Consider the following 22,108-nt stretch of genomic DNA (forward strand, 5'->3'; position numbering starts at 1 on the left):
CGTCCGTCGTGCCCCGGGGCCGCCCTAGGCCGCGCGCGCCGCGGCCGCCTGCACCTGTTCCGGCGTACGGCCAAAGCGCCGCTGCCGCTGCGCGTACGCGGCCAGCGCGCGATCGAATTCCGCCGCGTCGAACGCCGGCCAGAGCCGGTCGGAAAAGTACAGCTCGCTGTACGCGATTTGCCACAGCAGGAAGTTGCTGATGCGCTGCTCGCCACCGGTGCGGATGACCAGGTCCGGGTCCGGCACGTGCGCGAGCGCCAGCGCCCCGGCGAGCGACGCCTCGGTGATCGGCTCGCCGCGCGCCGCCAGCGCCTGCGCGGCCTGCACGATGTCCCAACGGCCACCGTAGTTGAAGCAGACGTTGAGCACGAGCCTGTCGTTGCCGGCCGTGCGGGCCTCGGCCTGCGCGATGCCATCTACCAACGACGCGGGCAGCCCATCGCGCGACCCGGGGACGTGCAGCCGCACACCCGCTTCATCCAGCCGCGGCACCTCGTCCATCAGCGCCTGCACCATCAGGCGCAGGATGGCGCTGACTTCATCGGCGGGCCGGCTCCAGTTCTCCGACGAAAACGCGAATACCGTCAGCACCCGCACGCCGCGCTCGATGCTCCAGCCCACGACGCGGCGCAATGTCTCCATCCCGGCGCGGTGACCGGCGACGCGCGGCAGCAACCGCTGGCGCGCCCAGCGGCCGTTGCCGTCCATCACGATCGCCACGTGCGCGGGCACCCCGCCGGGCGGGAGCGGTGCCGCGGCAGCGCTGGGGGGAGTCGGATCCGCCACGGTGCGCTCAAATCGCCATGATGTCCGCTTCCTTGGAAGCGACGAGCTTGTCCACCTCCGCGATCATGCGGTCGGTGAGCTTCTGGATGTCTTCCTGCGCGCGGCGCTCGTCGTCCTCGGAGGCGAGCTTGTCCTTCACCAGGCGCTTGACGTGTTCGTTGGCGTCGCGCCGCACGTTGCGGATCGCCACCTTGGCGTGTTCGCCCTCGGCCTTGACGACCTTGGTCAGCTCACGGCGGCGCTCCTCCGTCATTGGCGGGATCGGCACGCGGATCAGGTCGCCGTGCGAGGCCGGGTTGACGCCCAGATCCGACTCGCGGATCGCCTTTTCGATCTTGGCGCCCATGCCCTTTTCCCACGGCGCCACGCCGATCGTGCGCGCGTCCAGCAGCGACAGGTTGGCGACCTGGCTGATCGGCACCATCGTGCCGTAGTACTCCACCTGCACGGTATCGAGCAGCGCCGGGTTGGCGCGCCCGGTGCGCACCTTGGCCAGGTTGGCCCGCAGCGCCTCCAGCGACTGCTGCATCTTCTGTTCGGCGGTCTTTTTGATCTCGGGGATGCTGCTCATCGATAGGCCTTTCGTCAACGGTCTCAGACGTGCACCAGCGTGCCTTCGTCCTCGCCCAGCACGACGCGCTTGAGCGCGCCGGGCTTGAAGATGGAAAACACCCGCACCGGCAGGTTCTGGTCGCGGCACAGCGCGAAGGCGGTCGCGTCCATCACCTGCAGCTGGCGCACCATCGCTTCGTCGAAGCTGATGCGCTGGTAGCGCGTGGCGCTCGGGTCTTTCTTGGGGTCGGCGGTGTAGACGCCGTCCACCTTGGTCGCCTTCAGCACGATCTCGGCGCCGATTTCGGCGCCGCGCAGCGCCGCCGCGGTGTCCGTGGTGAAAAACGGGTTGCCGGTGCCGGCGGCAAACACCACGACCTTGCCTTCTTCCAGGTACTGCAGCGCCTTGGGCCGCACGTACGGCTCGACCACCTGGTCGATCGCGATCGCGGACATCACGCGCGCCTTGGTGCCGCCGCGCTCCAGCGCGTCGCCCAGCGCCAGCGCGTTCATCACGGTCGCGAGCATCCCCATGTAGTCGGCCGTGGCGCGGTCCATGCCGACCGCACCGCCCGCAACACCGCGGAAGAGATTGCCGCCGCCGATGACGATGGCGACCTGCACCCCGAGGCGCGACACCTCGGCGACCTCGGCGACGATGCGCTCGATCGTGCCGCGGTGGATGCCAAAGGCTTCGTCGCCCATCAGGGCTTCACCGGAGAGCTTCAGAAGAATGCGCTGCAGAGCGGGCATGGTGGGGTCTCGCTGCCTGGTCGGGGATTGTACGGGGTACAGGGGGGACGGACGGGCCACGGATCGGGCTGCAAAAACGGCCGACCCCTGGGCGGGGGCCGGCCGTCCGGATGGGGATGCGGGCGATCAGGCCTTCTGGGCGGCGGCCACCTGCGCAGCCACTTCCGCGGCGAAATCGTCCTGCTTCTTCTCGATGCCTTCGCCGACGACGTAGAGCGTGAAGCCCTTGACCGTCGTGTTGGCGCCCTTGAGGTATTGCGCGACGGTTTGCTTGCCGTCGGCCGCCTTCACGAACACCTGGTCCAGCAGCGACACTTCCTTCAGGTACTTCTGCACCGCGCCGTCAACCATCTTCGCGATGATCTCGGCCGGCTTGCCGGATTCGGCCGCCTTTTGCTCGGCAATCGAGCGCTCCTTCGCCACCAGCTCAGCGGGAACCTCGGCCGACGAGGTCGCCACCGGCTTCATCGCCGCGATGTGCATCGCCACGTCCTTCGCAGCGACGGCGTCACCGTCGTACTCGACCATCACGCCGATGCGCACGCCGTGCAGATACGTCGCGAGCTGGCCGCCGCCGGCGTAGCGCTTGAAGCGGCGGATCGTCATGTTCTCGCCGATCTTGCCGATCAGCCCCTTGCGCACGTCCTCGACGGTGGGGCCAAAGCCCTCCATCGACAGCGGCAGCGCCGCCAGCGCCGCCACGTCCGCCGGCGCGTGCTCGACGACCAGCTTGGCCAGCGCATTGCAGAAGTTGCCGAACAGCTCGTTCTTCGAGACGAAGTCGGTTTCGCAGTTGACCTCGATGAGGGCGCCGGTGTTGCCGTCGATGTGCGACGCGACGACACCTTCAGCGGTGATGCGGCTGGCGGCCTTGCCGGCCTTGTTGCCGAGCTTGACGCGCAGGATTTCCTCGGCCTTCTCCATGTTGCCGTCGGCCTCGGTCAGGGCCTTCTTGCACTCCATCATCGGGGCGTCGGTCTTGGCGCGGAGTTCCGCGACCATGCTAGCGGTAATGGCTGCCATTGTCTTGCTCCTGTGGGCGGCAGGCGCCGCCCGGAAGTATCGGATAGAAGGGTGTCGGGACGGTGACAAAAAAGGGGCGCGCAGCCCCTCGTGTCCCGACGCGGCGGGGGCCTCAGGCCTCCTCGACCTCGACGAATTCGTCGTCGCCGCGCGCGGCCTGCACGACGTTGGCCACCGCGGCGTTGCGGCCTTCGAGCACGGCGTCGGCAATACCGCGGGCGTAGATCGCCACCGCCTTGGCGGAGTCGTCGTTACCCGGGATCACGTAGTCGATGCCTTCGGGCGAGTGGTTGGTGTCGACCACGCCGATGACGGGGATGCCGAGCTTTTGCGCCTCGGCCACCGCGATCTTGTGGTAGCCCACGTCGATCACGAACACCGCATCGGGCAGCGCGGTCATGTCCTGGATGCCGCCGATGTTCTTCTCGAGCTTTTCCAGCTCGCGGTTGAAGAGCAGCTGCTCCTTCTTCGACATGCCTTCCAGCCCGGCTTCCTTTTGCGCCTGCATATCCTTGAGGCGCTTGATGGAGGACTTGACCGTCTTGAAGTTGGTCAGCATGCCGCCGAGCCAGCGCTGCTCGACGTAGGGCACGCCGGCGCGGCGCGCCTCGGCCGCGACGATGTCACGCGACTGGCGCTTCGTGCCCACCATCAGCACCGTGCCGCCGTTGGCGGTGAGCTGGCGCACGAACTTGCAGGCTTCCTCGAACAGCGGCAGCGTCTTTTCGAGGTTGATGATGTGGATCTTGTTGCGATGGCCGAAGATGTAGGGGGCCATCTTGGGGTTCCAGAAGCGCGTCTGGTGCCCGAAGTGGACACCGGCTTCCAGCATTTCGCGCATCGAAATGGGCATGTCGAGACTTTCGTTTCCAACGGTTGGGTCTGAAGGCGGCCCGCACCGGTGGGACGCGCGGCACACTGTACCGCCACCCGCACCCGGCACCTGGAAGGGCCGACTCGCGTTTCGTTTTGCTTTCCCCGGCCAAGGCACCGTACACGGCACCAGAGCCCAGCATCCGCAAAACTTTTGGATTGTAGCAAATCGCCGCATCGCGGACACTGGCGTCCCCGGAAAGACGCGTCCCCGGAGAAACCGCGGGGGCGGGGCGCGGCGCATCGCGCGCCCGTCGTCTCCCATCGCCCGTTGCACCCCTATACTGACCCCATGCTGCAGATTCTGCCCTTGCCCGGCGACGGGCCGCCCCGCGAGGCGGCCCGGCCTGGGCGCCGGCCCCTGTACGGCGTGGCCGTGTCGCGCGCGATCGAGCAGCGCGCCGCCGCCACGCTGCCCCCACACACGCTGATGCAGCGTGCCGGCATGGCCGTTGCGCGGCTCGCACGCGCGTGGCAGCCGCACGCGCGGCGCGTCGGGGTCATCGCCGGCGCGGGCAACAACGGGGGCGACGGCTGGTATGCGGCGGCGTTGCTGCACCGGCACCTGGCAGACGTCCCCGGTGCGGCGGTGTGCGTCTGGGCGCCGGGCGGTGTCCAGCGGTTGCCCGCCGATGCGCGGTGGGCGTACGAGGCCGCCGTCGCAGCCGGTGTGCGCACGGTCGACACCCCGCCGGACGACGCCGAGCTGCTCGTCGACGCGGTGTTCGGGCTCGGTCTGGCGCGTCCGGTGGAAGGGGTGTGGCGCGACACCTTGCGCTGGCTGCACGCGCAGGCGACGCCGACGCTGTGCGTGGACCTGCCCAGCGGACTCGACGCCGACACCGGCCGCTGGTGGGTGGATGCCCCCGTCGCACCGCGCGGCGATCGGCTGACGCTCAGCTTGTTGACCCTCAAGCCGGGGCTCTTCACCGGGATGGGGCGCGCGGCCGCGGGGGAAGCGATCTGGTTCGACGACCTCGGCGTGCCAGCCGATGACGCCCCGACGGCGTGGCTGCAGACCACCGCCGCGTGGCCAGACGGCGCCGCGCTGCGCCGCGCCCACGCGAGCCACAAGGGCAGCCGCGGCGACGTGCTGGTCATCGGCGGCCAGTCGCCCGGCGCGGGTGCCGGCGTCGGGATGGGCGGTGCCGCGCTGCTGGCGGGGCGCGCGGCGCTGCGCGCGGGCGCGGGCCGGGTCTACGTGGGGCTGCTGGCCGAGGCACGGGACCTGCCGCCTTGCGACCCCGTCCAGCCGGCGCTGATGCTGCGCACCGCGGCAGCGGCCCTGGGGTCGGAGCTGCCGCAGCGGGCGGTGGTGGTGGCCGGATGCGGCGGGGGCGATGCGATCCATGCCCACCTGACGGATCTCCTCGCCCGGTGTCCGCGGCTGGTGCTCGACGCGGATGCCCTCAACGCCCTCGGGCCGATCGCGGCGCCGTCCGCGTCGTGTCCGGACGTCTGGCGCGAACGCCACACGCGCGGGTGGTGGACCGTGCTCACCCCGCACCCGCTGGAGGCCGCGCGCCTGCTGGGCACGGACGTCGCCCAGGTACAGGCGGACCGCCCCGGTGCCGCGCGCACGCTCGCCAAACGACTGAACGCTACGGTGGTGCTCAAAGGCAGCGGCTCGGTGACCGCGGCGCCCGGCGTGACCCCGATCATCAACGGAGGCGGCGACGGCGCGCTGGCGACCGCCGGCACCGGTGACGTGCTCGCCGGGCTGATCGGCGCGCGGCTCGCGGCGCTGGACGCGACGAGCCCCGCCGACACCGCCGCGGCGGTGGCCGACGCGGTTGCCGCCCACGGCGATCTCGTGCGACACTGGACGTCGCCCTGGCCGCCGACGGCCACCGACCTCATCGCCTGAACCGCATCGCGCCCCCGCCGAACGCTCGAAGGGGCCGTCCAGATATCGCTCGATCGCCGCGACAGGCCCCACCGCGCCACGAACCACGCGCCGCTGACGCCACGGTCGTTTCCGGCGCACGCGGCGGAGGCCCTCCCGCCGCCCACGGCCACGGCGCGACACACCGAGGCGTTTGTCGGCCGATGGCAACACAAGGTTGGATCTGGCCGTGCGATACCCGGACGGCTACGTCAAGATCACGAGCCGCAGCAAGGACATCATCATCCCCGTCGGCGAAAACATCTCGTCGATCGAGATCGCGGATGTGCGCAACCATCACCGGGCCGCGCAGGCCGCCGCCTTCGCTCAGTCAAGGGCCGATGCACCGAGCGGCACCGGCGCCGTCCCTGCGGGGACCGGCAGTTCGGTGAACGACACCCCCGCGGGTGAGCGACGGTGGCGCCGCCATTCCCACGGCGGCACCGCGTCGGCCCGCTGCCACAGCCCCCGCCCCTGCTGCCGCGCGATCGTCTCGGCCAGCGCGTAGCGCCAGCGCTCCGGCACCGGCTGCTCGTGGGCGTGCGCGCGGTAGTGCCAGGCCCAGCCGGCCTCCACCGCCTCCAGCGCGACGTCCGTCGCGCCCCCGTCCTGCGGCAGCCACAACACCGCGAGCGTGCGGCCGTAGCGGTCCCGCCCCCGGGGCTCCAGCCACACGGTTTGGCCAAGGACGCGCTCGCGCAGCGCGTCGCGCGCCGCGACGCCGTCGGGCTGATCGAGCTCCGGCGCGTCGATGGTGGCCAGCCGCACGACCTGGACCCGCGCGTCGGCGCCGCGCACGCGCACCGTGTCCCCATCGTGGACAGCGACCACCGTCACGGTCGGCACAGCGCCCTCGCCCCCTGCCGGTACGGGGCCGCGGCACGCGGCCAGCACCGCCGCCCACAGCGCCGCGCCGATCAAAATGACCCCACGCCAGCGTCCCAATCCCTGCCTCATCGCCCTCCCCCGCGACACTCACAGCAGCGGCCGCAGCTCGCGCGCCGCCTCCTGCAGCAGCGGCAACAGCTCGCGCGCCACCGCGCCCTCGTGCAGGCGGCGCTGCGACAGCACCGCGTTCAGCGCGGCCACGGTGCGTCCCCCCATGTCCCGTAACGGAACCGCGACGGCGTGCACGCCGAGCTCGTGCTCCTCGCTGCAGATGCAGTGGTCGTCACGCCGCACCTGCTGAAGGATGCGCCGCAGCGCGGCGGGCTCGGTCACGGTGTAGGGCGTCAGCCGCGGCAAATGGCCGGTGCCCGCCGTGCGCCGCGCCAGCCATTCGGTCAGCGCCGCCCGCGGCAGCGCCGCCAGCAGCACCCGCCCGGTCGATGTGGCGTGGGCGGGCAGCCGCGCGCCCAGGTGCAGGCCGTGCGCCATCCAGCGTGACAACGCCCGGGGCACTGCCCGTGGGCCCGGCTGGCCCAGCGACGCCCCGTCGCCGTCCCCGGGGTCTGCCGACGGTGCGACGCTGCGCGCGACCACGACGACCGCGTCGTCGTCCAGCACGGTCACGGAAAACGACTCGCGCGCCTGGGCCGCGAGCCGGTTGAGCACCGGTTGCACCAGCCGCGGCAGGCGCGCCGACGCGAGGTAGCAGCCCGACAGCCGCAACACCTTGGGGGCCAGCCAAAAATAGTGTCCGTCCGTTTCCAGATACCCGAGGTGGGCCAGCGTCAGCAGGTGCCGCCGCGCCGCCGCCCGCGTCAGGCCCGCGCGCTGCGCCGCCAGCGTTGCGTTGAGTCGCTGGCGCTCGGTGTCGAAGCTCTCCAGCACCGCGAGGCCCTTGGCCAGGCCGGCGATGAAATCCGCAGGGGCGATGGACATATCGCAACGATACCCGATCGTCAGCGCCATCGTCGTCTTTTGCGCGATATTCGCACAAAACGCACGATCACCGCGCAATCGGGCACGCCGCAGCCTGGGCACCGTCAGGGCGACTCCCTAGCATCGCGGCATCCCCTTCACACAGGAGACTCCCCATGCGTACCCAGGTCGTGATCGTCGGCGCAGGCCCTTCGGGCCTGCTGCTCGGGCAACTGCTGCACCAAGCCGGCATCGACAACGTCATCCTCGAAAGGCAGAGCGCCGAATACGTGCTCGGCCGCATCCGCGCCGGCGTGCTGGAACAGGTGGCGGTGGACATTCTGGACGAAGCCGGGGTGGGTCAGCGCATGCACGCCGAGGGGCTCCCGCACGAGGGATTCGACCTGCTGGTCGACGGGCAGCGCCACCGCATCGATCTGGCGCGGCTGACCGGTGGCAGGCGGGTGCTGGTGTACGGCCAGACCGAGGTCACGCGCGACCTGATGGCAGCCCGCGCCGCCAGCGGCCAGACCACGGTGTACGAGGCGGCCAATGTCACGCTGCACGATTTCGACGGCGAGCGCCCCTGGGTGACCTACGCGCACGGCGGGCAGACCCACCGGATCGATACCGACTTCATCGCCGGCTGCGACGGGTTTCACGGCGTCTGCCGAGCGTCCGTGCCGCGCAGCGCCATCACCGAGTACGAGAAGGTGTATCCGTTCGGCTGGCTGGGGCTGCTGTCGGATACGCCGCCGGTGCACCACGAGCTGATCTACGTCAACAGCCCGCGCGGGTTCGCGCTGTGCTCGATGCGCAGCCGCACGCGCAGCCGCTACTACCTGCAGGTGCCGCTCACGGACAAGGTGGAGGACTGGTCCGACGCGGCGTTCTGGGACGAGCTGCGCCGCCGGCTCGACCCGGCGGCGGCCGAGGCGCTGGTCACGGGCCCCGCGCTCGAAAAGAGCATCGCGCCGCTGCGCAGCTTCGTCAGCGAGCCGATGCGCTTCGGGCGCCTGCTGCTGGCCGGCGACGCGGCACACATCGTGCCGCCCACCGGGGCCAAGGGGCTCAACCTCGCCGCGACGGACGTGAAATACCTTGCGGACGCGCTGATCGAACACTACCGCGAGCGCTCGGACGCGGGGCTGAACACCTACTCCGAGCGCTGCCTGCGCCGCATCTGGCGCGCCGAGCGGTTCTCGTGGTGGTTCACCCGGCTGATGCACCGCTTCCCCAACGAGGGGGAAATCGAGCACAAGTTCCAGCAGGCCGAGCTCGACTACCTTCTGCACAGCGAGGCGGGTGCGCGCACGATCGCGGAAAACTACGTCGGCCTGCCGCTGGACTTTGGTTTGCGCCGCGCCTGAGGTACGCCGCCCGTCCGCCCCGCGGGCTCGGCACCCGTCACCCGCGGCGGCAGGCCCGTATGCTGCGTCAGCAGCCGCCCCTTGGGAGGATGTGGCGGACGGGTCGAATGCGCCGGCTGGGCCGGTCCCCCCGGGACACGGGAGCGTGCCGCGGGCGGCGTGGAGTTGGCGCGGCGCGGTGCACGGTAGCTGCCGTCGGTCAGGGGCTGGTAGGTCGGCACCAGGTGGTGCTTGCCGTTGCCGATCAGGTCGGCACGGCCCATGGCTTTGAGCGCCTCGCGCAGCAGCGGCCAATTATTCGGGTCGTGGTAGCGCAGAAAGGCCTTGTGCAGCCGACGGCGGCGCTCGCCCTTGACCACGTCCACGCGCTCCGTGCGCTCGTCGCGGTGGATGCCCTTGAGGGGGTTGAGCCCCGTGTGGTACATCGCGGTGGCGGTGGCCATCGGGCTGGGATAGAAGGTCTGCACCTGATCGGCGCGAAAGCCGTTGCGCTTGAGCCAGAGGGCCAGGTTCATCATGTCCTCGTCCGTCGTGCCCGGGTGCGCGGCGATGAAGTACGGGATCAGGTACTGCTCCTTGCCCGCTTCTTTCGAATACTTGTCGAACATCGCCTTGAAGCGGTCGTAGGTGCCGATGCCCGGCTTCATCATCTTGGACAGCGGCCCCTGTTCGGTGTGTTCCGGAGCGATCTTGAGGTATCCGCCCACGTGGTGCTGCACCAGCTCCTTGACGTACTCGGGGCTGCGTACCGCGAGGTCGTAGCGCAGGCCCGAGCCGATCAGGATCTTTTTGATCCCCGGCAGCGCGCGCGCCCGCCGGTACAGGCGGACGAGCGGCCCATGATCCGTGTTGAGGTTGGGACAGATGTCGGGATAGACGCAGCTGGGCTTGCGGCAGGCGGCTTCGATGCGCGGGCTCTTGCAGGCCAGCCGGTACATGTTGGCCGTCGGGCCACCCAGGTCCGAGATGACGCCGGTAAAGCCCGGCACCTTGTCGCGGATTTCCTCGATCTCGCGGATGATCGAATCCTCCGAGCGGCTCTGGATGATGCGCCCCTCGTGCTCGGTGATCGAGCAGAAGGTGCAGCCGCCGAAACACCCGCGCATGATGTTGACGGAAAAGCGGATCATCTCCCACGCGGGGATTTTGGTCGGCCCGTCGTGGCGGCCGTTGGCGTCCGCGTACGCCGGGTGCGGGCTGCGCGCGTACGGCAAGCCGAAGACCCAGTCCATCTCCTCGGTGGTCAGCGGCAGCGGCGGCGGGTTGATCCAGACATCGCGCGCCGCCGGCCCCTCCCCGTGGCGCTGCACCAGCGCGCGCGCATTGTGGGGGTTGGTCTCGAGGTGCAGCACGCGGCTGGCGTGGGCATACAGCACCGGGTCGGCCTTGACCTGCTCGTAGCTGGGCAGGCGGATCACCGTGCGCTCGCGCGGCAAGCGCAGCGTCGCCGCGCGCGGCACCAGCCGCACGGGCTGCGGCACAGTCGCACCGTCCCCTGCCTCGGCGGCCGCAGACGCGCACCCCGCGCCGGGCGCGGCCATCGCGCCCTCCTCGCCGTAGGGGTTCGGGTGCGGCTCGACCCGCCCGGGGCGGTCCACCTCGGTGGAATCGATTTCGACCCATCCCGCCGGCACCCCGCGCCGCACAAAGGCGGTGCCGCGCACATCGGTGATCGATTCGACCGGCTCGCGCCGCGCCAGCCGGTGCGCCACCTCGACCAGCGCGCGCTCGGCGTTGCCGTAGAGCAGCAGATCGGCCTTGCTGTCGATCAGGATGGAGCGGCGCACCGTGTCGCTCCAGTAGTCGTAGTGGGCGATGCGGCGCAGGCTCGCCTCGATGCCGCCGATCACGATCGGCACGTCCTTGTACGCCTCACGGCAGCGCTGGGCATAGACGATGCAAGCGCGATCCGGCCGTTTGCCCGCCACACCGCCCGGGGTGTAGGCGTCGTCCGAGCGGATCTTGCGGTCGGCCGTATAGCGGTTGATCATGGAGTCCATGTTGCCCGCCGTCACGCCCCAGAACAGGTTCGGCCGCCCCAGGGCCTTGAACGGCTCCGCGCTGTGCCAGTCCGGCTGGGCGATGATGCCGACGCGAAACCCCTGCGCCTCCAGCACCCGGCCGATCACCGCCATGCCAAAGCTCGGATGGTCGACGTAGGCGTCGCCGGTGACGAGGATGATGTCGCACGAATCCCAGCCCAGCGCCTCCATCTCGGCGCGGCTCATCGGCAAAAACGGCGCGACGCCGAAGCGCTTGGCCCAATACGGCTTGTAGCGGTGCAGCGGCGTCGGCGCGGCAGTCGGACGGTCGGGCGATGCGTTCATGGACTCGGGCATCCGCAAAGGAAAACCCAGCAGTGTATGGCGAAAGTGGTCGCCGCGCCAGTCAAACCCGCGCTCCCCGGCAGGTGCGTGGCCCGCTGCACTTGGGCCGCCCGGCACCGCCGCTCCCCCGAAGCGCTAGCCCCTTCAGGCCGCCCCCTGCGCCCGATCCGGCGCTGTGTCCGGCGTGCGCCGCCGGAACATCCCCCACCCCTCCATGTGCAATACCTTGTCCCCGTGCTGGTTGAACATCTCCCACACGGTGCGCACCAGCCCTACGTCGGGCCGCTTGCCCATCGGGCGCTTGTCCACGATGGTGTGGCGCAGCCGCAGCTCGTCCCCGGGAAAGACCGGCTTGAGCCACTTGAGGCTTTCCAGCCCCGGGGAACCGAGGCTCGACGTCTCGTGCAGGAAGTTCGTCACCATCAGCCGCATCGCCAGCGCACAGGTGTGCCAGCCGCTGGCACACAGGCCGCCGAACACCGAATGACGCGCCGCCTCGGGGTCCAGATGGAAGGGCTGGGGATCGAACTGGCGCGCAAATGCAAGGATTTCTGCTTCGGTCACGCGCAGACTGCCGAGGTCGCGCGTCTCACCGACGGCAAGGTCCTCCCACCAGTAGCGGATGTGCGGGCTGGAAACGGGGTCGATGGCGGTCATGGGATAGTCTCCGGGAGTAAGAGCCTAACAGCGCGCAGGGCTGACCCGCGTCACGCGCCGGACACCGTTGACCCGGTGCCCAACGCGGCGCGCAGCGCCCGCGCGGCGTCCTCGTGGGCGCGCAGTGCCTCGGGGATGACACGCCCCATCTTGATGAACTCGTGCGTGACCCCGTGGTAGATCTCCAGGTCGACCGGCACACGCGCCAGCCGCAGCGCGTCGGCGAGCATCACCCCCTCGTCGACGAGCGGGTCGCACTCCGCCAACCCGATCCACGCCGGCGCCACCCCCTCGAAATCCGGTGCCAGGAGCGGGGCGAAGCGCCAGTCCTCGCGCTGCGCGTCGTCGATGTACTGGCGGAAGAACCACTGGATGGTCTCGGCCTCGAGCACGAAGCCGTGCGCGTAGTGGCGATGCGACGGCGTGTCCTGCCACGTGCTGCAGCCGGGGTAGAACAGCACCTGCAGCGCCAGCGGCCAGCCCGCATCGCGCGCCTGCAACGCGGTGACGACGGCGAGCGTGCCGCCGGCGCTGTCGCCGCCCACCGCGATGCGGTGGGGATCGAGCCCCAGCCGCGCCGCGTGGTCCCGCAGCCACGCCAGCGCGTCGAACGCGTCGTGCACCGACGTCGGGAACCGATGCTCCGGCGCCAGCCGGTAGTCGACCGACAGCACCGCGCAGCCTGCGAGGTGCGCCAAGCGCCGGCACAGCGCGGCGTGGGTGCGAATGCTGCCGACGACGAAACCGCCGCCGTGGTAGTACAGCAAGACCGGCGCCGGTGCCGCATCGGCAGGCCGGTGCGGCACGACCAGCTCCGCCACCAGCGCCGCGCCGTCGCGCGCGGTGATGGTCACCGCCTCCTCGCGCGCCATGCGGTGCGGCGGCACATCCAGCACGCCGGCACCGGCCTCGTAAAACGCCCTCGCCTGCTGCGGCGTCAGGGCGTGCAGCGGGGGGCGCCCCGCGCGCGCCATGCGATCGAGCACCCCGCGCATCGCGGGCGTCAGGCGTCGCCGTGGATGATCGTGTGTCATGGGGCGCGATTGTCGCGCGGCTGGCACTGCCGAGGTCGGAGCCCGAGGCGTACGGGTACCACCGCAGAGGCCACGACTGTCGCCTGCGTGTTTGGCTCCCTCATCACCCGCACGCTACAGTGATCGCACTCCCCAACCTACGAGAACGACGAGGAGACCTTGCCGATGGCCGAAATCCGCTACCTGACCACGATCCAGTTCGAACCCGGGGCACTGCGCCTGCTGCGCGCGGAATGCGAGCGGGTCGGCATCTCGCGCCCGCTGATCGTCACCGACGCGGGCGTGCGGGCCGCCGGTTTGCTGGAACGGGCGACCGCCGCGCTGGCGCAGGGTGGCGCCCCCATGCCCCACGCGGTGTACGACGGCACACCCTCCAACCCCACCGAGGCGGCGGTGCGCGCCGCCGCTACCGTCTACGGCGAACACCGCTGTGACGGTCTGATCGCGCTCGGTGGCGGCAGCGCCATCGATTGCGCCAAGGGCGTCGCCATCGCGGTCACGCACGAGGGCCCGCTCAAAACCTACGCCACGATCGAAGGCGGTTCGCCCCGGATCACGGACCGCGTGCCGCCGCTCATCGCCATCCCCACCACCGCCGGCACCGGCAGCGAGGTCGCACGCGGCGCCATCCTGATCGTCGACGACGGGCGCAAGCTGGGGTTCCACAGCTGGCACCTGCTGCCCAAGGCGGCCATCCTGGACCCAGAGCTGACCCTGGGCCTGCCGCCGCGCCTGACCGCCGCCACCGGCATGGACGCCATTGCCCACTGCATCGAAACCTTTCTGGCTCCAGCGTTCAACCCACCGGCCGACGGCATCGCGCTCGATGGGCTGGAACGCGGCTGGGCCCACATCGAGCGCGCCATCCGCAACGGCCAGGACCTGGAGGCGCGATTGCACATGATGAGCGCGAGCATGCAGGGGGCGATGGCCTTCCAGAAGGGGCTCGGGTGCGTGCACTCGCTCAGCCACAGCCTGGGCGGCCTGAACCCCGTTCTGCACCACGGCACGCTCAACGCGGTCTTTCTGCCCGCGGTCATCACGTTCAACGCCGAGGCCGAGAGCGTGCAGCGAGAGCGGCGGCTGGAACGGATGGCACGCGTGATGGGCCTGCGCGACCCCGAGGCCATCGGCCCCGCGATCCGCGCGCTCAACGCCCGCCTGGGGCTGCCCGCCGGGCTGTCCGAACTGGGCGTGACGCCCGACCTGTTCGAGCGCATCATCGACGGCGCGATGGCCGACCATTGCCACAAGACCAACCCACGCGCGGCGACGCGGGAGGACTACCGCGCAATGTTGGAGGCGTCGATGTAAACGAACCGGCTGGCTACAGCGGCTCCACCCGCGCCGGATCGGGCCGCTCGAGCCACGCCGCAAATTCGTCGGCGAGGCGCTGCGCCTCCCGCACCGCGGTCTGCCACGCGCGCATGCGCTCAGAGAGGCGATGGCCGTAGCGGGGAAAGTCGGTGCGGTCGGGCAGCTTGCCATTCGGCAGGCGGCGCACCCAGTCGGGATCCGGCGCGAGCACGATCGTGCGCTCCAGCGCGGCCGTCGGCTTATGGCGCCAGCGCAACCCCTTGTCGAGCCAGCCCGGGATCACATGGCGCTGGAAGTGGGGGTAGAGCACCAGCCCCCTGTCGGCGCGCCAGCGCAGGTGCAGGTGGTAGTCGGTGATGCCCCCATCCCAGTACGCCCCGGGCGGCGCGCCCGGGATGTGGTGCACGGCCTGCAACACGAACGGAATGGAGCAGCTCGCCTGCAGCGCGGGCATGAAGTTGTCCTCGCGCAACGCGACCTGGCGGGTGCGGTAGTCCGCGGGATCGAACGGCAGCGGTGCGGCGCCTCCGGTGGTGGACCCCGCCTCCGGCACCGAGAAAACGACGCGCTCCAGCCACGCCCCCATCGCGCGGCGGCGCAGCGCGTTGGCGAGGAACGCGCCGGCGTAGCCGATCGGCGTGCGCCAGCGCCCCTCGTGCCCCAGCACGTGGCGCCCGCGCGCGGTCACGATGTGCACGCGGTAGCGGGGGTGGTGCAGGATCTGCGACAGCCGCCCGCCGAAAAACGCCTGCAGGTTGGCAGCGAACGCGGCGCTGACGTGCGCCGGTGTCGGGCGCTGCCGGCCCGGTTCGACCACGTAGTCCTGCGCGATGTAGTCGCGCTCCAGCCGCTCGAACGCCGCCACCGCGTCGTCCAGGCAGGCCGTGGCCATGCGCCACGCGCCGATCGACGCGCCCACCAGGTCGACCGCGTGGCCCCCACGGGGCAGCCATTCGCCGAACACGAAGCGGTCCAGCGGCCCGAGGATCAACCCCTTGGGGCCGCCTGCGGCACCCGGGATGATGCCCACATCGGTGGGTTGCAGGCCGTTGCGTCGCACGTGCGCGAGCGCGACTGGCCCAGCGTAAATGCGCAGCGCACGCATCACACGCCCCCCTCCGGTTCCGCCACGGCGGGGTCAACCAGCAGGTCCGGGTCGAGCGCCAGCAGCTCACCGACCCCGTCGGGGTAGCTGTGGATCAGCAGGTCGCGCTGATTGCCCATCGCCCACGCCCGCGCGCGCCAGTCCGCCACGTGCACGACCGCGGCCAGCGGGTCGGCGACCGCGCGGTGCAGGGGGTCGACGTGCTGCTCGATGGCCTGCACCAGCGCCCGCGGCAGGCGCCAATGGTGGCACAGCGCGGCGCCCACCTCGGCATACGAGTAGCCAAATGCCTGGTACTCCGCGCCCGCACGCTCCAGGTCGTGCCAGGGGTGTTCGTGCCCGATGTCGCGCATGACATCCGGCATCGCCTGGTGCATCACCAGTTCGCCGACCGCGTGCAGCAGCGCGGCCGTGAAGGCCACGTCCTCGTCCAGCTGGCGCGGCGCGCACACACGCCGGGCGACGGACGCCGCCACGAAACTGAAGGTCCAGAACCGCTCCAGCGCAATACCCGGCGGGGCGGGAAAACGGCTTTGCACCGCGGCGGCGAGCACAAGCGAGCGCACCCGCCGCAGCCCGAGCACCTTCACCGCGTCGCGCACGCTGTGCACCGGACGCAACAGCCGGAAAAACGCCGAGTTGGCCTGCCGCAGCACCGCGGCGGCCAGCGCGGGATCGCGCTCGATCGCCGCGGTGACGTCGAGCAGATCGACCTCATCCTGACCGAACGTGGCAATGAGCCTGGCCGCGACGTCCGGGACGGCGGGCAACGCCTCGGGACACTGGAGCAGTTCCGGCAGACGCATCCCGCCCCCTCAATGCAGGAACGCCGCGAGTTCTCCGGCCGACGTCCACTCCTGCGGGTCTTTGTCGAGCACCATGTCCAGGCTCAGCCCGAGCAGGATCGCCACCACATCCGGGAACGTCGCCGCCATCGCCTCGCGATCCAGATTCATCTCCTGCGCCCGCGCGCGCCACGACGCCATGTGCACGACGCCCGCCAGCGGCTCGTAGATGTCGCCCTCGAACGGGACGAGCTGGTGCTTGAGCGCCGTCGCGATCACCGGAGGGAAATCCCAGCGCTCGGCGAACGCCGCGCTCACATCGGCGTAGGTGTAGCCGAGCACCGAGCGCTCCACCTCCGCCCGCTTCATGTCGAACGGCGAGACGCCCCAATCGATCTTGGCCACCACATCGGGCATCCCCATGTGCATGACCAGCTCGCCCACCGCGTGCACCAGCCCGGCGGTGAACGCCGCCCCGTCCGGCAGCTTCAGGCTGCGCGCCAGCGGCCGGCAGATCTTGGCCGTGTTGAGGCTGTAACGCCAGAACTGCTCCAGGTTGACGCCGGGCACGGACTTGAAGCTGCTGCCCAGCGCCACCGCCTGCACCAGCGTACGCAGGTGGTTGAACCCGAGCACGGCGATGGCCTCGTCGACGCTGTCGATCTGGCGCGTGAGCCCAAAGAAGGCCGAGTTGGCGAGCTTGAGCAGCCGGGCGGTCATGCCGGGGTCGGTCGCGACCCGTTCGGCGATGCGCCGGGGGTCGGGGTCGTCACGGTCCAGCTCCGCGTTCACCTCCGACACCACGCGCGGGATACTGGGAATGGCCTTGGCCTGTTGAAGCAGTTCGTCGAGCGTCATGGCAACGTGATTATCGGCGCTGCGCGTTCAGCTCCGCCATCCCTGCAGCTTCGCAAAGGCCGACGCCATCGCTGTTGCCGGGGCGGGCGCTGCCTCGCGTGCGCGTCCCGGCCCACGCCCGGCCGGCACCGCGCTGCGGCCGGTGGCCGGACCCGGCTGCGCGTCCAGCCGCATCGACAAGCCGATGCGCCGCCGCGGCACGTCCACCTCCAGCACCTTGACGCGCACGATATCGCCCGCCTTGACCACCTCGCGGGCGTCTGCGACATAGCGATTGGCCAACTGGCTCACATGCACCAGCCCATCCTGGTGCACGCCGATGTCCACGAACGCGCCGAACTGCGCCACATTGGTGACCGTTCCCTCGAGCACCATGCCGGGGCGCAGGTCCTCGATGGCCTGCACGGCGTCGTCGAAGCGGGCGACGCGAAACGCCGGCCGCGGGTCACGGCCCGGTTTTTCGAGTTCGGCGAGGATGTCGCGCACCGTCGGGACACCGAAGCGCTCGTCTGTGTAGTCCTCGGGCCGCAGGCGGCGCAGCACGTCCGGCTTGCCCATCACGGCCTCGATCGGTTGCCCCGCGGCGCGCAGGATGCGCTCCACCACCGGATACGCCTCCGGGTGCACGCCCGTCATGTCCAGCGGCTGCTCGCCGCCGCGGATGCGCAAAAACCCCGCACACTGCTCGAAGGTCTTGGGGCCGATGCCCGTGACCTGCAACAGCTGCTGGCGGCTGCGGAACGCGCCGTTGGCGTCGCGCCAGCGCACCACCGCCCGCGCGGTGGTCGGTGTCAGCCCGGAGACACGCGCCAGCAGCGGCGCGCTCGCCGTGTTGAGGTCCACACCAACCGCGTTGACGCAGTCCTCCACCACGGCGTCGAGCGTACGCGCCAGCGCCGTCTGGTCGACATCGTGCTGGTACTGCCCCACCCCGATGCTCTTGGGGTCGATCTTGACCAGTTCGGCCAGCGGGTCCTGCAGGCGGCGCGCGATGCTCACCGCCCCGCGCAGGCTCACATCCAGCTCGGGCAGTTCGGCCGACGCCAACTCGCTGGCACTGTAGACCGACGCGCCGGCCTCGCTGACCACGACCTTCTGCGGGACGAGGGACGCCCCCGCCGCGCGCAGGCGTTGCAGCAGCTCGGCCACCAGCCGATCGGTCTCGCGGCTGGCGGTGCCGTTGCCGATGGCGATCAGCTCCACCTGGTGGCGCTGCACCAGGGCGGCCAACGTCGCCAGCGCCCCCTCGACGTCGCGCCGCGGCTCGAAAGGATAGACCGTCGCCGTGTCGACGACCTTGCCCGTGGCGTCGACCACCGCGACCTTGACGCCGGTGCGGATGCCCGGGTCCAGGCCCATCGTCGGCCGCGCGCCGGCCGGCGCGGCCAGCAGCAGGTCACGCACGTTGGCACCGAACACCTGGATCGCCACTGCCTCGGCCGCCTCGCGCAGGCGCGCGAACAGCTCGCGCTCGATTGAGAGGCTCAGCTTGACCCGCCAGGTCCACGCGACGCAGCGGCGCAGCCAGTCGTCCGCCGCGCGCCCCTGGTGCGACCAGCCCAGGAGCTGGGCGAGCCGCCCCTCGGCCAGCGACGGCTGGCCCGGCGGCGCTTCCTGCGGCTGCACGAGGCGCAGGTCCAGAATCTCCTGCGCCCGTCCGCGAAACATCGCCAGCGCCCGGTGTGACGGCACGCGCGCGATCGGCTCGTCGTGCTCGAAGTAGTCGCGGAACTTGGCCACCTCCGGGTCATCCGGGTTGCGCGACTCGATGCGGCGGCTGCGCAGCAGGCCCTCGCGCCAGAGCCACTCGCGCATCGGCTGCACGAGCGCGGCATCCTCCGCCCAGCGCTCGGCGAGGATGTCGCGCGCGCCATCCAGCACAGCCGCGACGGTGGTGAAATCGCTGCCATCCTCGCCCACAGCGGGCTTGACGTAGGGCTGTGCAGCGACCTGGGGATCCAGCGTCGGATCGGCCCACAGCGCGTCGGCCAGCGGCTCCAGCCCTGCCTCGCGCGCGATCTGCGCTTTGGTTCGGCGCTTCGGCTTGTACGGCAGGTACAGGTCTTCGAGGTCCTGCTTGGTCGCTGCGGCCTCGATCGCGGCGCGCAGCGCGGGCGTGAGCTTGCCCTGCTCCTCGATGCTGCGCAGGATGGTGGCACGCCGCTCCTCCAGCTCCCGCAGGTAGAGGAGCCGCTGTTCCAGCTGGCGCAGCTGCGCGTCGTCGAGGCCGCCGGTGGCCTCCTTGCGGTAGCGGGCGATGAAAGGGACCGTGGCGCCGCCGTCGAGCAGGTCCACGGCGGCCTGCACCTGGGCGGCGCGCACGCCGAGCTCGTCGGCGATGCGTTGGATGATCGTCGTCATGGGTCGCTGCGGTGTTTCCGGAAGCGCGCGAGTGTGCCACATCGGTTCTGGCGCACATTTTGCTTCATAACCGTCGAGAACCGTCCCGTTTCACCCCTCCGATGAGCCTGCCTTCCCTTGCCGTCGACAATTTCCTGCCCTACATGCCTGACGTCACGCGCTGCGAGACGTCTTTGCGCGAACTCAACCTGATGTGGCGGCTGATCGAATCCACCGCCCGCATGGTCTGCCCCACCGAAGCGCAGGCGATCCTGCCGACGATCGCCGCGACCCGCGTGGGCTTCGACCGGCTGGAAAGCGAGCTGGTCCACAGCCTCGTGTCGGAAAAGATCGAAAACGTGATGTCGGCCATCGGCACGCGCGCCAGCTACGTCATCGACATCGTCGTGCGCAACCTGTACGAGCGCACCGCGGACGTCGGTTTTCTCGCCACCGACCGCGTGCTGTGCGAGTTTGCCGCGGGCCTGGGCCACGACGTCGACGCGGTGCGTTCTCGGCTGCTGTCGTACCGGCACAAATACACCGTGTACGACGAGATCCTGCTGCTCGGCCGCGATGGCAGCGTGCTCGTGCAGACCGACGCCGCCTGCGCCGTCGAAGGCACCCACGATCCGCTGCTGGCCGAGGCGCTGCAGACGGACGGTTACGTGCAGGTGTTTCGCCCCACCGACCTGCGGCCGGGGCTCGGACCGAGCCTGCTGTACGCCCAGCGCATGCTGCACCCCACCACGCGCGAGCCCGTCGGGGTGTTGTGCCTGGTCTTCGGCTTCCAGGCGGAGATGGCGGGCATCTTCCACGCCTACCGCGATCCGCACGCGCGCTCCATCCTGCTACTGCTCGACGGCGAGGGCACCGTGATCGCCAGCGGCGACGCGCAGTGGATCCCCGTCGGTGCCCGCGTGCCCACCAACCCGGGCGATCAGCCGCGCCTGCTGCTGTACGCGGGACGGGAGTACCTGGTGAGCACGCGCCAGGCCCAGGGCTATCAGAGCTATCGCGGACCCACCGGCTGGCAGGGTCAGGTGATGACGCCGGTGGATTTGGCGTTCGCGCGGGACGACACCAGCGCGCTGGCCTCGCTGGACGCCGCGATACGCGCGGGGCTGCTGTCGCACGCCCGGCACCTGAGCCCGCCGCTGTACGAGGTGCTGCGCGCCACCGAGTCGATCCGCCGCGTGGTGTGGAACGGTCAGGTCGTCACCGCGGGCCAGCACGTGGACCGCCAGCGACTCAAGACCATCCTGGACCAGATCAGCGAAACCGGCGCGCGCAGCAACACGCTGTTTGCCCAGTCGGTGCGGGACCTGTACGAGACGGTGCTCTCCTCGGGCCTGCAGCAGATCCGCTTCGTCGCGCAGCTGGCCGTGGACCTGCTGGATCGCAACCTCTACGAGCGCGCGGACGACTGCCGCTGGTGGGCCCTGACGCCGGAACTGCGCGCGACGCTGGCACTGGAAAAGCCCGACCCGGCCGCGCTCGAAGCCATCGGCGCGATCCTGCGCTACATCCACTCGCTCTACACCGTGTACGCGCGCCTGTTCGTCTACGACCGCCACGGACGCATCGTGGCGCAGTCGCACGACGGGGGTGACGATGGCGTCATCGGCCGCCCGATCGACGACGACACGCTGCAGGCGGTGCTGGCGCTGCCGAGCGAGCAGCACTACCACGTAACCCCCTTTCGCACCGATGCGTTCACCGACGGGCGGCCGACCTACACCTACCACGCCGCCATCCGCCACCCCGATGACGAGCGGCAGGTCGTCGGCGGCATCGGCATCGTCTTTCATGCGCAGCGTGAATTTCTGGCGATGCTGCAGGGGGCACTGGGGGGACGCGACGACGCGCACGCCCACCTGGTCGACCGCGCTGGGCGCATCGTTGCCAGCACCGATGCCCGCCAGGCGGTGGGCGAGGTGCTGCCGGCCGCCGCGCCGTGGCTGGCGCTGGCCAACGGGGAGACGGTCAGCCGGGTCGTCATCCACGAGGGGCAGTATGCGATCCTCGCCGCGTCGGCGTCGGCGGGCTACCGGGAGTTCAAGACCACCGACGGGTATCGCGACGACATTCTCGCGATCGTCATCCAGCCGCTGGGGCAGGTGCGCGACGCTGCGGTGCGCAACGGCGGCGCCCAGGACGACTGGTGGACCGAGTCGAGCGGGCGCGGCGGGCACGAATACGCCACCTTCTACCTGGGTGGCGAGCTGCTCGCCCTGGACGCCACGATGGTGCGCGAGGCGGTCCCCGCCGAGCAGATGACCGCCACGCCCGCCGGCACGCACCCGGCGCGCGTCGGCCTCATTCCGCCGACGAGCAACACCGCCCTCGGCCACTTCATCTGGGTGTACGACCTCGCGGCGCTGCTCAACCCCGCCACCCCGCTGCACCGGCCGCTGGAGGGACGGCAGATCATCCTCGTGCAGCAAGGGACGCAGCTGTTCGGGCTGCTGGTCGACGAGCTGCACGCGGTGCCGGAGTTCGACGCGGGCGAGGTCATCGAGGCCCCGTTCGGTGGCGGCGTCGGCCTGATCGACCGGCTGATCCGCGCCCGCGGCGGGCAGGTGCTGATCGCCGTGATCAACGGGCAGCGGCTGGCCCGCGCGGTGCTCGGGTAGCGGC

General features: G+C 70.7%; 18 protein-coding genes. 4 read left to right on the plus strand and 14 right to left on the minus strand.

Going from position 1 to position 22,108, the window contains the following annotated elements; genetic code table 11:
- Positions 1-24: 24 nt before the first annotated feature.
- From uppS to rpsB, 5 genes are all read right to left on the minus strand, one after another.
- Positions 25-708 (minus strand): polyprenyl diphosphate synthase, encoded by a 684-nt coding sequence (uppS, locus tag LCC91_RS05845; RefSeq protein WP_052231794.1) that lies wholly within the window; start codon positions 706-708, stop codon positions 25-27.
- An 85-nt stretch (positions 709-793) separates the two neighbouring features.
- Entirely contained in the window at positions 794-1,357 is a 564-nt protein-coding gene (gene frr, locus LCC91_RS05850; protein WP_143897794.1) for a ribosome recycling factor, read from the minus strand.
- A gap of 23 nt (positions 1,358-1,380) precedes the next feature.
- Positions 1,381-2,091 carry a UMP kinase gene (gene pyrH / locus LCC91_RS05855; protein WP_043703543.1) on the minus strand — a complete coding sequence of 237 codons (711 nt, stop codon included), beginning with the start codon at positions 2,089-2,091 and terminating at the stop codon, positions 1,381-1,383.
- A gap of 126 nt (positions 2,092-2,217) precedes the next feature.
- Positions 2,218-3,114: a translation elongation factor Ts gene (gene tsf / locus LCC91_RS05860; RefSeq protein WP_043703545.1), complete on the minus strand. Its 897-nt coding sequence runs from the start codon at positions 3,112-3,114 to the stop codon at positions 2,218-2,220.
- Between the two features lie 112 nt (positions 3,115-3,226).
- Entirely contained in the window at positions 3,227-3,967 is a 741-nt protein-coding gene (rpsB, locus tag LCC91_RS05865) for a 30S ribosomal protein S2 (RefSeq protein WP_043703546.1), read from the minus strand.
- 312 nt (positions 3,968-4,279) lie between these two features.
- Between rpsB and LCC91_RS05870 the strand changes: the two genes are divergently transcribed.
- Positions 4,280-5,854 carry a bifunctional ADP-dependent NAD(P)H-hydrate dehydratase/NAD(P)H-hydrate epimerase gene (locus tag LCC91_RS05870; protein WP_052231795.1) on the plus strand — a complete coding sequence of 525 codons (1,575 nt, stop codon included), beginning with the start codon at positions 4,280-4,282 and terminating at the stop codon, positions 5,852-5,854.
- A 345-nt stretch (positions 5,855-6,199) separates the two neighbouring features.
- Here LCC91_RS05870 and LCC91_RS05875 read toward each other — a convergent pair whose 3' ends face one another.
- On the minus strand, positions 6,200-6,829 hold the full coding sequence (locus LCC91_RS05875) for a thermonuclease family protein (RefSeq protein WP_082007737.1): 630 nt from the start codon (positions 6,827-6,829) through the stop codon (positions 6,200-6,202).
- Positions 6,830-6,847: 18 nt separating this feature from the next.
- Positions 6,848-7,696, minus strand: a complete 849-nt coding sequence (locus LCC91_RS05880; RefSeq protein ID WP_043703626.1) for an IclR family transcriptional regulator domain-containing protein — start codon at positions 7,694-7,696, stop codon at positions 6,848-6,850.
- A 155-nt stretch (positions 7,697-7,851) separates the two neighbouring features.
- Here LCC91_RS05880 and pobA point away from each other — a divergent pair, with 155 nt between their 5' ends.
- Complete coding sequence (gene pobA, locus LCC91_RS05885; RefSeq protein WP_043703548.1) at positions 7,852-9,045, plus strand: 4-hydroxybenzoate 3-monooxygenase; 1,194 nt, start codon at positions 7,852-7,854, stop codon at positions 9,043-9,045.
- On the opposite strand, the gene LCC91_RS05890 is transcribed toward pobA, so the two are convergent.
- The 3 genes from LCC91_RS05890 to LCC91_RS05900 all read right to left on the minus strand — a co-directional run bounded on the left by LCC91_RS05890 (position 9,003) and on the right by LCC91_RS05900 (position 13,063).
- The gene (locus tag LCC91_RS05890; RefSeq protein ID WP_043703628.1) at positions 9,003-11,372 is read right to left on the minus strand and encodes a YgiQ family radical SAM protein; all 2,370 of its coding nucleotides are present in this window, start codon (positions 11,370-11,372) and stop codon (positions 9,003-9,005) included. The two genes, pobA and LCC91_RS05890, sit on opposite strands and share 43 nt — an antisense overlap.
- Positions 11,373-11,516: 144 nt before the next feature.
- The gene (locus LCC91_RS05895) at positions 11,517-12,029 is read right to left on the minus strand and encodes a MaoC family dehydratase (RefSeq protein WP_052231797.1); all 513 of its coding nucleotides are present in this window, start codon (positions 12,027-12,029) and stop codon (positions 11,517-11,519) included.
- Between the two features lie 50 nt (positions 12,030-12,079).
- Entirely contained in the window at positions 12,080-13,063 is a 984-nt protein-coding gene (locus LCC91_RS05900) for an alpha/beta hydrolase (RefSeq protein ID WP_082007738.1), read from the minus strand.
- A gap of 165 nt (positions 13,064-13,228) precedes the next feature.
- Between LCC91_RS05900 and LCC91_RS05905 the strand changes: the two genes are divergently transcribed.
- Positions 13,229-14,377 carry an iron-containing alcohol dehydrogenase gene (locus LCC91_RS05905; protein ID WP_043703552.1) on the plus strand — a complete coding sequence of 383 codons (1,149 nt, stop codon included), beginning with the start codon at positions 13,229-13,231 and terminating at the stop codon, positions 14,375-14,377.
- Positions 14,378-14,390: 13 nt separating this feature from the next.
- Here LCC91_RS05905 and LCC91_RS05910 read toward each other — a convergent pair whose 3' ends face one another.
- From LCC91_RS05910 to LCC91_RS05925, 4 genes are read right to left on the minus strand one after another with little or no spacing between them, the layout of a single operon-like run.
- Positions 14,391-15,485, minus strand: a complete 1,095-nt coding sequence (locus LCC91_RS05910; protein ID WP_043703554.1) for a patatin-like phospholipase family protein — start codon at positions 15,483-15,485, stop codon at positions 14,391-14,393.
- Positions 15,485-16,291 carry an HDOD domain-containing protein gene (locus tag LCC91_RS05915; RefSeq protein ID WP_143897797.1) on the minus strand — a complete coding sequence of 269 codons (807 nt, stop codon included), beginning with the start codon at positions 16,289-16,291 and terminating at the stop codon, positions 15,485-15,487. The genes LCC91_RS05910 and LCC91_RS05915 overlap by 1 nt, the downstream gene beginning before the upstream one ends.
- Before the next feature lie 9 nt (positions 16,292-16,300).
- Positions 16,301-17,128, minus strand: coding sequence for an HDOD domain-containing protein (locus tag LCC91_RS05920; RefSeq protein ID WP_043703559.1), 828 nt, complete (start codon positions 17,126-17,128; stop codon positions 16,301-16,303).
- 27 nt (positions 17,129-17,155) lie between these two features.
- Positions 17,156-19,489, minus strand: a complete 2,334-nt coding sequence (locus LCC91_RS05925; RefSeq protein WP_043703560.1) for a Tex family protein — start codon at positions 19,487-19,489, stop codon at positions 17,156-17,158.
- Between the two features lie 101 nt (positions 19,490-19,590).
- On the opposite strand from LCC91_RS05925, the gene LCC91_RS05930 reads away from it, so the two are divergent.
- Positions 19,591-22,104, plus strand: a complete 2,514-nt coding sequence (locus tag LCC91_RS05930) for a chemotaxis protein CheW (protein WP_143897799.1) — start codon at positions 19,591-19,593, stop codon at positions 22,102-22,104.
- Positions 22,105-22,108: the final 4 nt, after the last annotated feature.

It is taken from the genome of Tepidimonas taiwanensis, from assembly GCF_020162115.1.
Classification (GTDB): domain Bacteria; phylum Pseudomonadota; class Gammaproteobacteria; order Burkholderiales; family Burkholderiaceae_C; genus Tepidimonas; species Tepidimonas taiwanensis.